Below are 16,666 nucleotides of genomic sequence, written 5' to 3'. Positions count from 1 at the left end.
ATGCAGATTACAGATGTTCGGATTCGCAAGGTTGAAGGCGAAGGAAAGTTAAAGGCGTATGTTACTGTCACATTTGATGATTGTTTTGTTGTTCACAATGTAAAGATTATTGAAGGAACTTCTGGTCTTTTTATTGCGATGCCAAGCCGTAAGACTGCAAATGGTGAGTATAAGGATGTTGCTCACCCTATCAGCCCGGATTTCCGCAATGCAATCCAGGGCAAAATTCTTGATGAGTATAATGCGGGACATGTAGAAACCGGCTCTGCAGAAGAGTAGTTTCTTGGTTCACATATATTTTGGGACGTCGTCAAGTGGTAAGACAATGGCTTTTGGTGCCATCATTCCGCTGGTTCGAGTCCAGCCGTCCCAGTTTTTTTATACATTTTAAAAATTTTTAAGGAGTTCTAAAAATGGAACAGTTTGTTATTAATGCAACTACACGCAAGGAGTCTGGAAAAAAATATGCAAAAAAGCTCCGCGCACAGGGAAAAATTCCTGCGGTTGCGTACAATGAGAAAGGCGAATCTATTATGCTTGAAATTGACGATGGTGAATTTTCAAAGGCATGGAGATCTATAACAAAATCTACTCTTGTTATTTTGAAAATTGATGGCGTTGAAAACAAGGCTTTCATTAAAGATACAGAGTACGATATTAAAACAGACAAATCGCTTCACGCTGATTTCCATATTGTAAGCGGCCAGAAGAAATTTCCGTTTGTATACAAGATTCGTTATTCAGGAACAGCAGCTGGAGTTCTTAAAGGCGGCTTCATGGTAAAGCATGTTCCGGAAATCAAGGTAAAGGCACTTCCTCAGGATTTGCCGGAATTTATTTCTGCGGATGTTTCAAAACTGGAAATCGGTCAGAAGTTTACAATCGGTGACTTTAATCTTGGCGACAAGGTGGAAATTCTTTCTGACCCGTCGGCTCTTGTAGTTTCGATTGCACCTCCAAAGAAATAACAGTGTGTGATTTGCGCGGAGGCTTTATGCCGTGGTGCTTGTCATCGTAAAAACGGTATAAATTTTTTGTGCGATGTTTTTATGCTGTGATAAATCCCTTTGCTATTGCAGAGGGATTTTTTTTGCAGTTTGTATTGCTTGAAAAAAATATTTGGTTCAAAATACTGGCTATGGATTTTATTTTGAATTTCCATTCAAGGGTATTGAATAACTTGAATCGCTGTCTTTCAGAGATTGAAATGGAGCCTTCTTCCTGCCTGTGTGCTGGAGTTGCTGTTTCAGGCGGCGCTGATTCAGTTTCGCTGCTTGTTGCTTTGAGCAAAATCCTTGATATGGAGCTGAAGGCTGTTACTGTAAATCATAATATCAGGAGCGCCGGGGAAAGTTCCGCGGATGCCGATTATGTTGAAAAAATCTGCGGCACTCTTGGCGTGAAATGTGTTCGCTACGACATAGAGCCGGGAAAAATTTTTTCTGTTGCATCGGAGCTGAAAACATCGCTTGAAGATGCGGCGCGGCGGGTGCGCTATGAGAAATTTGATGAATTTATAAAGTCGGAAAAAATTTCTTTTTTGTGCCTTGCCCACAATAGAAACGACCAGATAGAAACTCTTGTTATGCGCTTTTTGCAGGGGGCTTCAAGTCTCCGCGGAATTCCAATGTCCAGACAGAATTTTGTCCGGCCGCTTTTAGATATTTCCCGGCTGGACATTGAGCATTATCTGCATTTGCAGAATATAGATTTTAGAAATGACTGCACTAATTCCGACAATGCCATTTTCAGAAACCGCATACGAAACAGGCTGGTTCCTTTTTTGGACAGGGAATTTCCGGGGTGGCAGACTTCGGTTTTTTCATTGGCGGAAAAGAGTTCTACAGAAGAGGCTGCTCTTGCTGAATGGACGGAGCGCGCTTTTTCCGAGGCTGGATGCGGATTTGAAAAAGGATGTTTTTTTTGTGACAGCGGCGCTTTTTTTTCATTTCCAATGGCGGTCAGAATAAGAATTCTTTTCAGGGGAATCAGCCTTGCGGGTGCGGCGGAGCGGATTCCGTACAGTTTTGTTGCTGATGTTGCATCAGGGAAAAAAACAGCCTGCGGTTCTGTGGACTGCGGTGGCCTTGAATTTTCTGTTTCCGGCGGAAAGATTTTAATTCAAAAAAAAAGAAAGATAGCGACAGAAAGTGTTTTTTTTGCTATAATAGAAAAACCTGGTTTGTATCAGGCGGGAGAATTTTCTTTTGAGGTTTTTTCTCATGAAGGAAAAATCTGCATAAAACTGAATTCATCTGAGATTTGTCTTGAGCGGCTGAGCTTTCCTTTTGTTTTCAGAAGCCGCCAGCCAGATGATTTCGTAAAAAATGCGGACGGCTCATTCAGACAGGTTTCAAGAATTCTTGATGACTGGAAGGCTGGGAGCAAAAGAAATGCGGTTCCCCTTATACAGAATATCTGCATTGAAAATGAAAATGCCGCTCAGGAGATTTGCTGCGTGTGGGGAAGTGTCTTAGGTTTTAAAGACTGGATTGTAAAATGAGGATTCATCAGTATAAAAACAAAAGTCTTTTGGTTTCTTTTATTTTTTTTATTTTTCTGGGCAGCGCATTTTCTGAAAATGAATATTCCGGAGCTGCCAATAGGCGGACGGCATTGCGTTGTCTTGAAACAGCTTCGAATTATATTTTTGACAAGAACTGGGAAGCTGCAAAATCGCAGGCCTGCTTTGGAATTGCCTATGATGATTCAGTTTCTGATTTATGGTATGTGTATGCAGTTGCTGAAAATGCGCTCGGAAAAACAAAAGCCGCTGTTCTTCTCCTGATTGAAAAGGCCATAAACTGCGACAGCTGGTCGAATTATAACCGGGATAATGCCCGGCTTTTATACGCAGATATTTTGTGCGACACAGGCAGAATGTCCGAGGCGCTTGCGGTTTTGGACAGCCAGCCGTTCTTGTATTCCTCTGATTCGGAGCTTATAAGAATAAAGGCTTTGTACAGGCTGAAGGATTCGGCTTCTGTTTCAAAGGCGCGCAATAAAATTGATGGCGCAAGAAGAATTTATTCTTCCGATGTGCGTTTTCCGCTTGTGTTTTTTAAAAATGAAAATCCTTCTGACGAAAATCCTGTTGTAAAACGTCTGGCTTCATTTTTTGTTTCGCAGCTTGATTTTTATTCGCAGAAGGAAGCGGACATTAGCGAACTTGAAATTTATTCAGCTCTTTTTGCGCAGTCTGAGGAGAAAATCAGAATCCTGAAATCCTTTAATGCAAAAGAATTCAGAAATCCTCTTTATGCGCAGGAGGCGTTCAAGGAAAATTTGATCGGCTGGAAGGAAGCCGCTGATTATATTTTTTCATTTGCGGATAAAAAAATTGACTTTGAGCTTTTCAGAAATTTTATCCTGCTTCTTTCTGATGAAAATTCTATTGAGTATGTAAAAAAATACCTTGAGGCTTTCAGCGGCGAATTTTCATTTGACATTGATGGCGATGGAATTGAAAATCTGACAGCGTTGTTTTCCCGCGGGCGGCCCATGGAAATTTCTTTTGATCAAAATCAGGACGGGGAGCCTGAATGGACTGTTTCGTGTGATTTTGGAATTCCTGTTTCGGGGTATTCGAGCCGCTTTAAAATGAATTTTCAGTGGGGCGGTTTTCCTTTTTTGCATTGCGCGGAATTTTTCAAGGACGGAATGCCTGTTGAAAAATTCAATTTTGCCCCGGAGTCTTTAAGCTGGTCTCCTGTTCAGATTGAAAAAGATTCTGCGGTTTCAGAAAAATATGGAATTGACTTTTTTGTTCCGGTTCTTAAAGCGGATGAAGTTGCATTCAATATTTCTGATTTTCTTGATGCGGCTTCTGGCTTTGAAGTTTTGCTTTCTTCCGGCGAAAAAATTCATTTTATGCTTTTGAATGGCAATCTTCACCAGGCTCTGTATTATACCGTGAACGGCGCGCTTTATGCTCAGGCTGTTTTTGAAAACAATGTTCCTGTTTTGCGGTCTGCTGATTTTGACAATGACGGAATTTTTGAAACTACGGAATTCTACGGAATTGACTCTGACAAAAAAATGAAATTCCACTCAATGGAAGATGAAAGGCAGATTGTAAAAAATCTTTTTGGTCTTCCGTTTGAGAATGCTGAGTTTTACTTGAAAATGATTCAGGTTGACCGCAATCGTGATACTGTTCCTGATTTTACAGAAGAATATCTGGAAAACGGCGGTAAAATTTCTTCTTGGGATACTGATGATGATGGGAACTGGGATTTAAGGTATGTCGCTTATTCAGATGGAATCACAGAAGAGTCAATGTTCTACACAGTTCCCGGGCACAGCCTTGTAACTGTCCGCTTTGAAAATGGTGTTCCCGTAAAGGTTTCAAACGGAGATGAGAATCTTTTTGTGTTCAAGGATTCTGACAGCGACTTTTACTGGCTTCTTGGAAATGCTTCTTTTGATGCCGGGAAATATTCTGCGCTGGCAAAAAAATCAAAGTCTGCGCTTGATAAAAAAAATGTACAGGGTGGTTCAATGCTTGTTGCTGAAAATGAAGAGCAGTCAGTGATGTGTATTCGTATAGGATCATTTGATTTTGGAATTTTAATAGAAAATGAAAATGGTAATTAGCAATAAAATTTTCAGTTTGTCTGCGCTTGTTTTCGCATTGATTTTTATTTCCTGCGGAACAGTCAGCGGCGGAAATAATATTTTTGTTCCTGTGGATTACAGCGAGGAACGTATTCTTGATATTGAAATTGATCTTGTAAAAAAATTGTCAGAGGAAAACAAAATAAAAGCTTTGTGGCGCGCAAAACTTTTGTATGACAAGCTTCCTGAAAATGACAAGACTGCTGCGTTCTTTGAGGAGATGGCTCAGCTGTGCATGGATGGATATCAGAATTCCCTGAATGAAAAACTCTATTTTGCTGCCCTGGAATATTATCTTTCACTGGATGCAATCGGATATTCCGGGCTGAAAAGTGTTTCAATGTCAAAACAGGAACTGACACGCCTGGCTTATCAGAATGTGCCGGGAAGCTCTGTTTCTTCTGCGCCTAATGCGAGCGTTTCTGATATGATAAAAGGAACCGTCACTGTTTTTGTTGACAAGGGCATAAAAATTCAGCGCGGAATTGGATACGCGGATGCTGTTTTGGGAAGCGGCTTTTTTATTTCAAAGGACGGATACATTGTGACAAACCATCATGTTATTTCTGATATGGTGGATAAAAAATACGAGGGATTTTCGCGCCTGTATATAAAGCTTGCTGAAGACCCCGACACTAGAATTCCTGCAAAGGTTGTGGGCTATGACAAAACTCTGGATTTGGCGCTTTTGAAATGTGAAATAGATGCGCCCTATGTTTTTGCGTTGGGCTCCAGCAGCGACCTTTCTGTGGGCGATAAAGTTTATGCTATTGGTTCTCCGCTCGGACTTGAAAAGACATTGACAAGCGGCATTATTTCTTCAACAGACCGTCAGCTGTTCACGGCGGGAACTGTTTTTCAGGTTGATGCTGCTATTAACAGCGGAAATTCCGGCGGTCCTTTGATTGACCAGAAGGGAAGGGTGCAGGCGGTTGTTTTTGCCGGCGTTCAAAATTTCCAGGGATTGAATTTTGCAATTCCCGTTGAGTATTTGAAAAACGAGCTGCCTTTTTTGTTTTACGGCGGAGAACGTGAGCATCCGTGGATTGCTTCTTATGGGAAAACGAAGCGGCTTCCGGGTTCAGGGGCTGAAAATGAAGGCGTGTCAGTTTTCTATGTTTTGCCTGGAGGAAGTGCGGATCGTGCCGGCATATCTGAAGGTTCCGTTATTGTTTCAGTAAACGGAGAGCCTGTGCGCTCACTGTATGACTTGCAGCTGGCATTTATGAAGCAGCCTTCGGGTGTTATAATAAAGGTCGGGGTTTTGTCCGCTGAAAATGAAAAGTCTGAAAAGATTCTGTATCTTGAAAAGCGGCCGTCTTCTCCGGGCTATGAATTTTATAAGCACGATTCCCTTGAAAATGCTTTTTATCCTATGTTTGGAATGAAAATGGTGCGCGTTTCGCCTTCAAACAAAAAAAAGTATTCTATAGAAAAAATCATAAAGGGCTCTGTGGCTGACGAAACCGGTTTTAGTGAAAATGATCCTATTGAGCTTTTGGGAATTGATTTCAGTCCGGAAAAGGAAGCTGCCTATATAAAGCTGTATGCAAAAAAAAGAAAAAACGGTTATCTTGATGTGAGCCTTGGATTTTCTGCGGCTTTAGACAGTCCTTATTATTTTTAAAGGCTTGCTGTCTTTGTTGAAGCGGCACGCTTAAAAATCGTATTCTTGCTGAAAATATAGAGCGGTAAAAAACATAAAGCAGAGGAAAAAATGACAGATTTAAAGTATAAGAGAAATTTTTGTATTACGGCGCATATCGACCATGGAAAGTCAACTCTGGCGGATAGGCTTATTCAGAAAGCAAAGATTGTCGAGGATCGGCAGATGATGAACCAGATTCTTGACAATATGGATATTGAGCGCGAGCGCGGAATCACGATAAAGAGCCAGGCCGTTACAATTCCCTACAGGGCAAAAGACGGTCATGATTATGAACTGAATTTTGTTGATACACCGGGACACGTTGATTTCAGCTATGAAGTGAGCCGGGCTATTGCATCATGCGAGGGCGCTCTTCTTCTGATTGATGCGACACAGGGAGTTGAAAGCCAGACTGTGAGCAATCTGTATATGGCGATGGAGCATGATCTGACAATTGTTCCGGTCATAAATAAAATTGATTTGGCGAGCGCGGATGTTGAATCTGTAAAGAAACAGATTGACCATGATCTGGGTCTTGATTCTTCCGATGCCCAGCTTGTAAGTGCAAAAACCGGAGAGGGAATTGACGATCTGCTCGAGGCTATTGTTACAAAATTTCCGCCGCCAAAGGGAAATGCAGATTCTCCGCTTCAGGCTTTGATTTTTGACTGTCACTACGATGAATACCGCGGCGTTATTGTTCATTTGCGCGTTATGGAAGGCTGTGTAAAGACAGGCGATGTAATCCGTTTTATGAGCAATAATACTGATTACAAGGTAGAGCAGGCCGGAGTCTTTAAAATAAAGTACGAGGAAACGGGAATTCTTGCGGCTGGCGATGTAGGCTACATTATCGCTGGAATAAAAACTGTAAGCGATGTCAGTGTTGGTGATACAGTGACATCCGCATCACGGCCGGCTGCGGCTCCTCTTCCGGGATTTAAGGAAGTAAAGCCTGTTGTTTTTTCTTCAATTTATCCGATTGATTCCAATGACTATGAGGAGCTTAAGGAGGCGATGGAAAAGCTCAAGCTGAATGACGCTTCCCTTGTTTATGAAAAGGATAATTCTCTTGCGCTTGGAAACGGATTCAGGTGCGGATTTTTGGGATTGCTGCATTTGGAGATAATCCAGGAGCGACTTGAGCGGGATTTTGACCAGATTGTGATTTTTACAGCTCCCAGTGTAAAGTACAAAGTGAAAGTTCCTGGTCATGACGAAATATTCGTGGACAATCCTGCTGATTATCCGGAGGGAAAAATAGAATCTTCTCAGGAGCCTTACATAAGGGCTTCGATTATAACTCCTGCTGAATATCTTGGCCCTATCATGGAACTCTGCCGGTTTAAGCGCGGAATTCAAAAAAATATGCAGTACCTTGACGAAAAGCGTGTTGAGCTTACTTATGAAATGCCGCTTTCCGAAGTTCTTTTTGATTTCTATGACAAACTGAAATCCTACAGCCGCGGCTATGCTAGTTTTGATTACGAAGTGATTGATTATCGTCCCACTGACTTGATAAAGATTGACATTCTGATTAACTCTAAGCCTGTTGATGCTTTGGCGCAGCTTTGCTATCGTCCGAGCGCAGTTGAGCGCGCAAAGATTGTATGCGAGCGGCTCAAGGGCGAAATTTCACGGCAGCAGTTCAAGGTCGCTATACAGGGAGCCATCGGAAGCCAGATAATTGCAAGGGAAACTGTAAATCCTGTCAGAAAGGATGTTCTTGCAAAATGCTATGGCGGCGATGTTACAAGAAAGAGAAAGCTTCTTGAAAAGCAAAAGGCCGGAAAAAAGCGTATGCTTATGGCAGGAAATGTCGAGCTGCCCCAGACTGCGTTCCTTGCTGTCCTCAAGGAAAAAGGGGATTCCTGAGCCGCATTCCCAGAGCAATGTCAAGCTGCTTTATAAAGTAGTCGGTTTCGGCTCTTATTCTTTTCAGAAACGATTTTTCCATCTTGAATGTGCAGCCGTCGGGAAAGTGCAGAAAAAGATATTCGCGTTTTTCTGCAAGTTTTCTTATCTGCTCTTCAAGTGGAATTTTTTCATCGCGGAAAACTGAATTTTCTCCCTCTGAAAGAAGACTTCTCAGTTTTTCCAGGCTTTCTTTTTCTTTTCTGCAGAAATCAAGAGTGTTTTTGCGATTTGATTTTTTTTCTTCCTGCGTGACTGATTTTTCTGCGGCAAAAAGCAGCTTCTGCGGTATCCCAATCGGAATTCCTGTTGCAGAGCAGTCAAAGAGATTTTGCTCATTTTTAAACATTATTCTGAACTGCTGTGCATACTGCAAAAGAATTTTTGTTGTGCGGACAGTTTTTCCGTTTTTTGAAACAGCCGGCTGGGCTGACAAAGAAAATGCTGCATCGTAATTTTCAATAGGATTAAGCCGCCCGGAATTTATAAAACGCTGCTTCCATGCCATAGTTCCTTTTGCATGGGTTGCTCCTGTTGAATAGCTGAAATCCAGCCCTGCCACAAAAACTGGAATGGAAGCATCCTTTCTGAGCTGCAACGCTATGTATGTGGCCGCAAGCCCTACTGACCCCATGGGCTCCAGGAATTCGCGCACTATGCCTTCTGAAATCAGATTGTTAAAAAATCGGCCTTCGCTGTATTTTGTTGCAAACCATATTGTGTTTCCGCCTGAAATTTCCGCTGTTTCAGGGCGCGCGCATAAATCCATGAACAGAGGAATTTTTTTTCCGTTCAAGCCTAAAAAAGCCCTTTCGATTGCCTGCTGACATTCCATTGTAACAGCCGCATCCGGAATTATTCCTCTTGAAATGAGCGGAGATAATGCGGCATCGACTGCAATGATAAAAAAATTTCCCTGCCTGCACTGTTCGTAGGAAAGGCTGTCCAGACCTTCCCCGGCGCCGAGAACAAGAATGGGCTTTGAAATAATTCCCCTGACATCTTCCAGAAAAACTGAAGTTTCAAGGCGCGCAATGTTTCTCAAAAGATTCTTTGAAAAAAGCCGTCCGAATTTCACAAGAGTGATTCTGTTTTTCCAGAACGTGGCTATTATTTCACTTGCCGCATTGAATGTAAAATCAAATTTTTCCCGGGAAAACTGAACTCCTGCGCTGAAATCTATTTTTATGGCGCGCTTTATTTTTCCGCTATTGCAAAGTGTTCTTATAAAAAAATCGATTTTTTCGCCTTCGTGCAGCCTGAAAAGCGGAATATTTTTGTCATTGCTGCTTTTGGCGAGTTTCCATAAGTTTTCATCGTCTTCTAGCGCAATAACAGCGCAGTCTTGTGCCAGGAATGAATCCAGTTTTTCAAGGCCATACCAGAGAAGCGGCGAACAGATTATTACAAGACTTCCGCTTTGTATCTGGAGTTTTTCTATGGAAGCTTCAATCGCTCTTGATGGAGAATATTTTGAGTATAAAAAACGGCCTTTGTATTCTACTGTCTTTAAAACAGAAAAGCCCTGGCCGGCATTTACCAGACGGGGCTCTTCTTCAGCTGCGGTATTCAAACTACTTCCTGCTGTTTTCTGTTAAGCTCAGATATGTTGAAAGAAAATTATCCTCGAAATTCGGATCGTCAAGAATCGCATAATTAGCGGTCATGTAATCCGCATTGAGGATTTCCTTTTCACTGGCATTTTCAAAGTTTTCTTCAACAGAAATTCCTGTGCATTTAAGTACAACAATGTCCATGCCGAGCACAAACGGAGAACTTATTTCATCCTGTTTCAGTGCAAAGGCTGTTTTGTAGGCTTCTTCGTTTGAAGAAATGGATGCAAGCGGCTTTGTGCTTGTGGCTGGTGCATAGATGCTTGAATTTCCGTAGTTCACAGGGAACGACTGGATTTCAGTTTTTTCCACTCCGAATTTCTTGCAAACACTATCAAATCCAAAAATCGCGGCTTCTGCAACAAAATTTTCTGCCTTCGCAAGGAAATAATTTTCAATGTAGCTTCTTTCGCTTGCATTGACATAGCCGAACACTGCGTCCTGAACTGCCTCGTCATCAAAATCCGCATCGCCAAAAGCGCCGTCGCATCTGAATATTGAATATCCGCGCTTGGTTTTGATGATTTCACTTATTTCGTCTTTTTGAAGCTTTTCAATGTCGGCAATGGAATCTGCGCTGTCAAGCATATATTCAAGCTGGTAGCGGTATTTTCCTGCGTATTTTCCGTCTGACTCTGAATAGTATTTCTGGGATTTTTCAGCTGCGGCATCATCAAATGTGATTTCTTCTCCCTTTATCTGCTTTAAAACTGATTTTGCCTGCTGTTCATCGTCAAGTGTGATAACAGAAAGATCATAGCGCACAAATTTCTCTGCGTTTTCCCTGCCGAATTTTACAGCTTCTTCCTTTGGAAAATCTTTTATGCTGAATGAAACTGCATCAAACGAATGTTTTTCAGCTCCCATTCCGGCAAGAAATTTCTTTTCCGCATTGCTTCTTTTCAGACCGTAAAGCGGTTTGCCGTTGAAACTGTCCTGAATGTTTGTTCCGAACAAATCTTCAAAATAGCGGCTGTATACAAGGCTTGAACTGATTTCCTTTCTGAGTGTGTCAAGCTGGGCGGCTGTCTGCTGGTTGTATGCTTTCTGTGAAAATTTCTGTGTCACTGGATCTGTGAACTGACCGACTAAAATTCTGTTTACGGCTTCCTTTGGAACAGAATAGCCTGAATTTTTTACGGCATCTGAAAAAATCATATTGCTTACAGTCTGGTAAAATGCCCTCTGCATTATAAGCTGTTCGTTAATGTTGTTTCCCTGCTGCTGCGCAAGGTTTGCTGTTTCTGTAAAAAACGCCGAGCCTGGCTCATAGACTATTTTTTTGCCTTTGAAGGAACCGAACGAATTTGCTTTCTGCTTATTGAAAACTGACTGGAAAACTGCGCTTGCTCCAAAAGGAAGAAAGACCAGCGCTGAAATGACTAAGATTATTACAGCTCCAATTTTTGAATTTTCTTTTTTTGGTTTCTGTCCGACGATTTTGAGTTCTTGATTCATAAGAAAATATATCCTTTTATTTTTTTAGGAAACACCGAATAATCTGAATGAGGATTATTCCGCGTTAACCTTTATTATAGAAGTGAATGTATTTTATCATTGTAAAATACAAGTGTCAATGTGAAAGGCTGTCTGAAATTCAGCGGCTTTAAAATCATTTTTCGTACACAAGAAACTTTGGCTCTGCAATACACAAAACTGTGTTTCCATGCTATAATCTAAAAAACACAGGATAATGCGAACGCGGATTGTTCAGTGTAAAAAAAATCTTAGGGGAAAAACCGAAAAACTGAAATTTTAGAAGCGGAGAATGCGCTTTCTGGCTTTGCGGTTGAAAACTGCGCGCTCGAATTTTTAAGGTGCCCTTGCTATCCGGAGGAATTATGATTCAAAAAACAGTGAAAGAAGCTCTCGCCAAAAATGAATATCCAGGCCGCGGTATTATTGTCGGCAAATCAGCAGACGGAAAATATGCGGTTTCTGCCTACTGGATTATGGGAAGAAGCGAAAACAGCCGCAATAGAATTTTTGTTGAGGACGGAGACGGAATCCGCACGCAGGCCTTTGACCCTTCAAAGCTCACAGATCCAAGCCTGATAATTTATGCGCCTGTAAAAGTGCTTGGCTCAAAAACTTTTGTGACAAACGGAGATCAGACAGATACTGTTTACAGCGGCATGGAAAAAGGCATGAGCTTTGAGGCATCGCTGCGCTCAAGAAAATTCGAGCCGGATGCTCCTAATTTTACACCGCGCATTTCTGCAGTGCTTGAGGTTGAAAACGGCAGCTTTGGTTTTTCAATGTCAATTCTAAAAAGCGACTGCGGAATTGAATCCTCAGTGAACAGGTACACTTTCTGCTATGAAAATCCCCGCGCTGGAATCGGACGCTACATCCATACATATATGCAGAATGGAAGCCCCCTGCCAAGTTTTGAAGGCGAGCCTGAAATTGTGGAACTTGAAGGCAGCATAGATGAATTTGCAGATTCTCTGTGGACAAATTTGAATGAGGATAACAAGGTTTCGCTTTTTGTGCGCTTTATCGAAATTTCAACAGGCAGGGCGGAAACAAGAATAATAAACAAAAACAAGGCATAGGTCAGTTCTGCGATTTCAGAATGGCAAGAACTTTCTGAAATGCGGAATTTTCTTTTTTCATTTCCCTGGAACCTCGCGTGATGTTGCATAATGAAAGATTGTATTTTTTTGCAATTTCACGCTGGGTTGTTCCTTCGTCAAGTTCTTTTACAAGACTCCACCGCTTTGAAAAATCCTTCAGTTCAGACTTTGTGAACAGGCAGCCAAAAAAGTCGAATATCAGATTTTCATCCTGAATTTTGGAAAGGAGCATGCAAATTTCTTTGATTTGGTCAGTCTGGTTGTCTTTTGCTTCCGGCATTTTTACCTCTGAAAATTATAGGAACCTGGGAAAAACACTATGTTTTCTTAATAATAATCTAATTGCTTTAAAAAATCAAACTGTCTTTAAAAGGAGATAACGGCATGTTGGAAACAAACGAAGCATACATGAGCCAGGAAAAACTTGACGGCATCTTATCATCTGGCTTCGACTATAAGTCCTCGCAAAAAGAACTTGATACAAAAGTATTGTACGATGACTGCTATGTGTCGCTTATCTGGCACGTGGCTTATTGTCTTAGTGTAGCTGCAAGTGAAAGCAGCTGTGATAGAAAATACGGAAATTATCTTATTGCCGGGGACAAAATAGAGCAGATTGCTCGTGTTCGTGAACTTCTTGCAGAAATTGAAGGATTTAAAGGGCAAAAAGTTGTCAGAAATCAAAAATTCCGTGACCTTAACGTGAGCGATTTTTACGAAGACATGGCTCATATCCAGAAGCTTCTCAAAGAAATAAAACATTATGGTTGCCCGGACTACATGAAACCATACTTTGAAAAGTTTGCAGAACTATACAAGGGCATCGAAAAGCCGGTTATCTTGTCCACTAACTAATCACAGATACTGTGAGGGCTTAGAATGGAACACGAAAAAATTTCAGAGGTTGAATTAGAAAAAATCGTGCGTGAAATCTGGCAGACCAAAATTAAAGACAAGGGGAACAATTACCGTAATGAACTGGGTATTGAACCGACTGCATTTAAGGTGCTTGAATGGAGCGTGTATGAAGTTTTTGAAATGTTGGGAACCGAAATAGCAGATTAATTTCCTACAGGGTAAAATTATAAAATGTTATGATATTTAAACTGAAAGAGGAAATGTATGAAAATAGGTAATTGCTTAATAGCAGCGGTAATTGCAAAGATAAAAAATCCGAAAAATACAAAAATAATCATTATCCCTAAGGGCGTAATGAAAACAAAAATTTTCCCTCATTTTGTGTATTTAAACAAGGCTGAAAATACAGTTTCCCATTATGTAAATAACAAGAAAAGCAAATGTAACTTTCTATATTTTGGGAAAATACATATCTACAAGAAAGAGGTTTTTGACAGGTTTATTGATGTCCGTATCAGGAAATACCTTCAAAAGCAAGACTTTAATTTAAGGGTAAAGCTTGGAAACTTAAATTTCTCAGGTAATTTTCTGTCTTGGCATCCGATAAACGATAAATCATTCATCCCAACTTTGCGTGGCGGCACCCCTTTTACAAAGTCAATTCCTTTTATTGAAGTTCTGACGGAAAATGAAGGACGTGTTTCAATAGAATCCGTGAGATTAACGGAAGACAAAACTGTAGTATTTCCACAAAATGCAATTTCTTGGAGATACATAACGCCGGCTCTTAATTACATGGGGGCTTACAAATGCAACATGAAAGAAATCTTCAATGGGAACATAAAGTTCGTTGCTAATTAATCCCTAAAGTCATCGTTGGAATTAACGACCACGAACTCTTCACTTCCCTTGCTTGCATAAACTGTTGCCTTGCTTCTTCCGCTTCTGCCTCAGTATCATAAAATGCTTCACCTGAACTGCCAACGGACAGTCCATGTTCATCAACTGATACCAGTTCACCGTCTTTTGTACGTCTTGCAACTTGAAACGCATTTGCAACGTTATTTTCATCGCCACGACGTTCAAAGCCTTCCATATAAAGTTCTTAAAAAAAACATTTCTAATAAAATCCTCAACTTTAAGGACTTGCTTAAAAAGGTGAATAAAATAATCATTGGAAAAAAACAGAGTAAAATTCGGCGAAAAAAAAAGACCGGCTTTTACACCGGCCATGCCTGATAGGCAACCAGGCTCCAATGGGTGGGAGGGGATAAATTGAATGCCTGGTAATTTATATATCGGTGAGGACATTATTTTTCTTGAATTATTTTTTGAAAAAAGAAAAGTGTTCTATTCGTCGCTTTCTTCTATGGAAGCATCAATGTTTACGGAAATGTTGTAGCTTCTGCCGTCCACTGCTGAAACGGTTTTTGTTATTTCGTAGTCGCCCACCATGAATTTTACAACATGGTCGCCGGCGGTTGTGTAAAACTGTTCTGCCGGAGCTGTGAATTCCATTTTATCGAACTGAATTTTAGTTCCCTCAGGAGCAATCAGCCTTACAATCGGCTTGATGTCTCGGAGAGCAACGTCCATTCTTGTTGTCTTTGCCTGCTCAACTGTCACTGCGCGCACTTCATTTCTGTAAAAATCGCTTACAATGCTCACATTGTGTCTGCCTGCGCTGAGAATAACATCGGATTTTCCAAGCTCGGACTGTTTTCCGTCAACAAACACCGTGAAATCCTTTGCTTCTTTTTCAGGCTGTTTCACTGACAGTGACAAAGCCCCTTCGTTTGAAAGAATCGGATATGCGCTCACCGTGAATTTCGATTTTGAAACAGAGTCGCTTGAGCCTTTCATTGCAAGCTGAAGCCTGAAGAAGATAAAGTCGCCGTCGTTCAGAGGAATTGTCTGCACTGTATACGAATATACGTCGCTTTTTATAGAATGATTTTTTTTTGTCGGAATTTTTATGTTGAAGCTCAGGCTCTCCGTGAATGTGCCGACTTCTAGCCTGGTTCCGTTGTAGTCAATGGTTTCTGTCTCCGGGGCAGGAGAAATTTCAGAGTAGAGCGACCATGCTACAGAATCTCTCCATTCGGCAACGGGTTTTGGAACTTTGACTGAAATTTCAATTCCTTCTATAAAAGTTTTGTCAGCAGGAAGCTTTATCACAACAGCGTCGTTCACCCCGGCTTCCACGGATTTTTTTTCAAAAAGGGAATCTATGCTTAAAAACTTTGTCTTTCGCACACGGAACGGCTCAGCTTCTGCCAGAAAAGCCGCAATGAGAGCTGAAAAAAGAAAAAAGAAATGTTTTTTGTTTTTTGAGAACAGGCTGCAAAATCCCATAGCAATATTATAATCTCAAATTCCGCGGATTTCTAGTGTCTGACAAAGTATATGAAAGTTATTTTAGGAATTTTTCCGGATTTTGGGCGGAACCGTTTTGCTTTATTTCAAAGTGCAGATGGGGGCCTGTCGCAAGACCTGTTGAGCCGACTTCGCCTATTTTTTGCCCCGTTGCAACAGCCGAGCCTTCTTCTGTAAGAATTGCGGAAAGGTGCGCGTAGTAGCTTTCCAGACCGCCTGCATGGGAAAGGACAATGAGGTTTCCGTAGATTCTGTTTCCCCGCTCGATTTTTTTTACTGTTCCTGATTTGCAGGCAAACACGGGCGTTCCTTCCGGGGCCGCAAGGTCTATTCCCCTGTGGAATTGCCATTTTCCGGTTATGGGGCTTTTCCGTTTTCCGTAGGAGGAAGTGAGAATGCTTTTTTCAAGCGGCATCGACATTCCCGGATTTAAAAAGTAGGCCCGCTCAGCTGGACTGAATCTGGCTCCCGGAATAAAGAAAAATAACCGGCCGTTTATTTTATAGGCTGCTGAATTTCCCAGGGAAATTTTTTCGCTGTGCTCGTTCGAAAGCAGAATCTCGATCGATGAATTCGGGTTTTCTGGAATAAAAAGTCCATTGGCTGTCGGAAGGATTATGGTTTTTCCTTCAAGAGGCTCGCTGCTGGTGTCTATGGAATTCACAGTCGAAAGGGTTTCCTGCCAGATGCTGCACCGGGCTGCCACTGTGATCACAGAATCCCCTTTTTTTGCTTTGTATGAATAAAACGAAGGCTCCGCGCTGTTTTCCCTGAACAGTTCCTTCTGAGATTCCTGAACTTCCTGCTGATACTGTGAAAAAAGAAAATCCCTGGATTCCAGAGCCGGAATTTCAGGAAAATTCTGCGGAAAAACCGTAGCTACAGAAAAAAATGCGGAAAGAATTAAAAAAAAGGAAACCCTGAAAATTTCAGTTTTTGGAAAGGCGCAATGTTTTATTTTTTTATGCTGTTTTGCCGCTGGGCTGTTTTTACGGCTTTTTAAGTCATGGGCGGGAATAAGAAGATTGCGCATAAAAAAGTAGAATTTCATAAAAATAAAA

At 41.3% G+C, this 16,666-nt stretch carries 16 protein-coding genes and 1 tRNA gene; 11 read left to right on the top strand and 6 right to left on the bottom strand.

Features of this window, described 5'->3' with window-relative positions; translation table 11 throughout:
- From spoVG to lepA, 7 genes are all read left to right on the top strand, one after another.
- On the top strand, positions 1-279 hold the full coding sequence (gene spoVG / locus ACI4L0_RS03280) for a septation regulator SpoVG (protein ID WP_439798739.1): 279 nt from the start codon (positions 1-3) through the stop codon (positions 277-279).
- Between the two features lie 21 nt (positions 280-300).
- A tRNA-Gln gene (locus ACI4L0_RS03275) sits at positions 301-373 on the top strand.
- A gap of 40 nt (positions 374-413) precedes the next feature.
- The gene (locus tag ACI4L0_RS03270) at positions 414-968 is read left to right on the top strand and encodes a 50S ribosomal protein L25 (RefSeq protein ID WP_439798738.1); all 555 of its coding nucleotides are present in this window, start codon (positions 414-416) and stop codon (positions 966-968) included.
- A gap of 170 nt (positions 969-1,138) precedes the next feature.
- Positions 1,139-2,503, top strand: a complete 1,365-nt coding sequence (tilS, locus tag ACI4L0_RS03265; RefSeq protein WP_439798737.1) for a tRNA lysidine(34) synthetase TilS — start codon at positions 1,139-1,141, stop codon at positions 2,501-2,503.
- Complete coding sequence (locus tag ACI4L0_RS03260; RefSeq protein ID WP_439798736.1) at positions 2,500-4,596, top strand: tetratricopeptide repeat protein; 2,097 nt, start codon at positions 2,500-2,502, stop codon at positions 4,594-4,596. Before tilS ends, ACI4L0_RS03260 begins: the two co-directional genes overlap by 4 nt.
- Positions 4,586-6,244 carry a S1C family serine protease gene (locus ACI4L0_RS03255; RefSeq protein ID WP_439798735.1) on the top strand — a complete coding sequence of 553 codons (1,659 nt, stop codon included), beginning with the start codon at positions 4,586-4,588 and terminating at the stop codon, positions 6,242-6,244. Before ACI4L0_RS03260 ends, ACI4L0_RS03255 begins: the two co-directional genes overlap by 11 nt.
- Positions 6,245-6,334: 90 nt before the next feature.
- Entirely contained in the window at positions 6,335-8,140 is a 1,806-nt protein-coding gene (lepA, locus tag ACI4L0_RS03250; RefSeq protein WP_439798734.1) for a translation elongation factor 4, read from the top strand.
- Here lepA and ACI4L0_RS03245 read toward each other — a convergent pair.
- Positions 8,118-9,752, bottom strand: coding sequence for a 6-hydroxymethylpterin diphosphokinase MptE-like protein (locus ACI4L0_RS03245; RefSeq protein WP_439798733.1), 1,635 nt, complete (start codon positions 9,750-9,752; stop codon positions 8,118-8,120). The two genes, lepA and ACI4L0_RS03245, sit on opposite strands and share 23 nt — an antisense overlap.
- A 1-nt stretch (position 9,753) precedes the next feature.
- Positions 9,754-11,250: a peptidylprolyl isomerase gene (locus tag ACI4L0_RS03240; protein WP_439798732.1), complete on the bottom strand. Its 1,497-nt coding sequence runs from the start codon at positions 11,248-11,250 to the stop codon at positions 9,754-9,756.
- Positions 11,251-11,633: 383 nt separating this feature from the next.
- On the opposite strand from ACI4L0_RS03240, the gene ACI4L0_RS03235 reads away from it, so the two are divergent.
- Positions 11,634-12,350 carry an IMP cyclohydrolase gene (locus tag ACI4L0_RS03235; protein WP_439798731.1) on the top strand — a complete coding sequence of 239 codons (717 nt, stop codon included), beginning with the start codon at positions 11,634-11,636 and terminating at the stop codon, positions 12,348-12,350.
- A gap of 1 nt (position 12,351) precedes the next feature.
- Here the strand turns inward: ACI4L0_RS03235 and ACI4L0_RS03230 are convergent, their stop codons facing one another.
- Entirely contained in the window at positions 12,352-12,651 is a 300-nt protein-coding gene (locus ACI4L0_RS03230) for a Trp family transcriptional regulator (RefSeq protein ID WP_439798730.1), read from the bottom strand.
- A 104-nt stretch (positions 12,652-12,755) separates the two neighbouring features.
- Here ACI4L0_RS03230 and ACI4L0_RS03225 point away from each other — a divergent pair, with 104 nt between their 5' ends.
- Genes ACI4L0_RS03225 through ACI4L0_RS03215 form a run of 3 tightly spaced genes read left to right on the top strand, consistent with a single transcriptional unit; the run spans position 12,756 to position 14,090 of the window.
- The gene (locus ACI4L0_RS03225) at positions 12,756-13,226 is read left to right on the top strand and encodes a hypothetical protein (protein ID WP_439798729.1); all 471 of its coding nucleotides are present in this window, start codon (positions 12,756-12,758) and stop codon (positions 13,224-13,226) included.
- A gap of 24 nt (positions 13,227-13,250) precedes the next feature.
- Entirely contained in the window at positions 13,251-13,436 is a 186-nt protein-coding gene (locus ACI4L0_RS03220) for a hypothetical protein (protein WP_439798728.1), read from the top strand.
- Positions 13,437-13,493: 57 nt separating this feature from the next.
- A complete protein-coding gene (locus ACI4L0_RS03215; RefSeq protein WP_439798727.1) occupies positions 13,494-14,090 on the top strand; it encodes a hypothetical protein in 597 nt (198 codons plus the stop codon).
- Here the strand turns inward: ACI4L0_RS03215 and ACI4L0_RS03210 are convergent.
- The 3 genes from ACI4L0_RS03210 to ACI4L0_RS03200 form a co-directional block, all read right to left on the bottom strand.
- Positions 14,083-14,325: a hypothetical protein gene (locus ACI4L0_RS03210; protein ID WP_439798726.1), complete on the bottom strand. Its 243-nt coding sequence runs from the start codon at positions 14,323-14,325 to the stop codon at positions 14,083-14,085. The two genes, ACI4L0_RS03215 and ACI4L0_RS03210, sit on opposite strands and share 8 nt — an antisense overlap.
- A gap of 254 nt (positions 14,326-14,579) precedes the next feature.
- Positions 14,580-15,584: a hypothetical protein gene (locus tag ACI4L0_RS03205; RefSeq protein ID WP_439798725.1), complete on the bottom strand. Its 1,005-nt coding sequence runs from the start codon at positions 15,582-15,584 to the stop codon at positions 14,580-14,582.
- Positions 15,585-15,642: 58 nt separating this feature from the next.
- Complete coding sequence (locus ACI4L0_RS03200; RefSeq protein ID WP_439798724.1) at positions 15,643-16,656, bottom strand: M23 family metallopeptidase; 1,014 nt, start codon at positions 16,654-16,656, stop codon at positions 15,643-15,645.
- Positions 16,657-16,666: the final 10 nt, after the last annotated feature.

The sequence above is a fragment of the Treponema sp. genome, assembly GCF_051883275.1.
Classification (GTDB): domain Bacteria; phylum Spirochaetota; class Spirochaetia; order Treponematales; family Treponemataceae; genus Treponema_D.
Note: the sequence above shows the minus strand (reverse complement) of the source record. Positions and strands in the feature narration are given on the sequence as shown.

Coding starts and splice junctions, on each gene's coding strand:
- ACI4L0_RS03260 (WP_439798736.1), top strand. CDS start 2,500: ATGAGGATTCATCAGTATAAAAACAAAAGTCTTTTGGTTTCTTTTATT.
- ACI4L0_RS03220 (WP_439798728.1), top strand. CDS start 13,251: ATGGAACACGAAAAAATTTCAGAGGTTGAATTAGAAAAAATCGTGCGT.
- ACI4L0_RS03255 (WP_439798735.1), top strand. CDS start 4,586: ATGGTAATTAGCAATAAAATTTTCAGTTTGTCTGCGCTTGTTTTCGCA.
- spoVG (WP_439798739.1), top strand. CDS start 1: ATGCAGATTACAGATGTTCGGATTCGCAAGGTTGAAGGCGAAGGAAAG.
- ACI4L0_RS03210 (WP_439798726.1), bottom strand. CDS start 14,325: ATGGAAGGCTTTGAACGTCGTGGCGATGAAAATAACGTTGCAAATGCG.
- ACI4L0_RS03240 (WP_439798732.1), bottom strand. CDS start 11,250: ATGAATCAAGAACTCAAAATCGTCGGACAGAAACCAAAAAAAGAAAAT.
- ACI4L0_RS03270 (WP_439798738.1), top strand. CDS start 414: ATGGAACAGTTTGTTATTAATGCAACTACACGCAAGGAGTCTGGAAAA.
- lepA (WP_439798734.1), top strand. CDS start 6,335: ATGACAGATTTAAAGTATAAGAGAAATTTTTGTATTACGGCGCATATC.
- tilS (WP_439798737.1), top strand. CDS start 1,139: ATGGATTTTATTTTGAATTTCCATTCAAGGGTATTGAATAACTTGAAT.
- ACI4L0_RS03225 (WP_439798729.1), top strand. CDS start 12,756: ATGTTGGAAACAAACGAAGCATACATGAGCCAGGAAAAACTTGACGGC.
- ACI4L0_RS03230 (WP_439798730.1), bottom strand. CDS start 12,651: ATGCCGGAAGCAAAAGACAACCAGACTGACCAAATCAAAGAAATTTGC.
- ACI4L0_RS03205 (WP_439798725.1), bottom strand. CDS start 15,584: ATGGGATTTTGCAGCCTGTTCTCAAAAAACAAAAAACATTTCTTTTTT.
- ACI4L0_RS03200 (WP_439798724.1), bottom strand. CDS start 16,656: ATGAAATTCTACTTTTTTATGCGCAATCTTCTTATTCCCGCCCATGAC.
- ACI4L0_RS03235 (WP_439798731.1), top strand. CDS start 11,634: ATGATTCAAAAAACAGTGAAAGAAGCTCTCGCCAAAAATGAATATCCA.
- ACI4L0_RS03215 (WP_439798727.1), top strand. CDS start 13,494: ATGAAAATAGGTAATTGCTTAATAGCAGCGGTAATTGCAAAGATAAAA.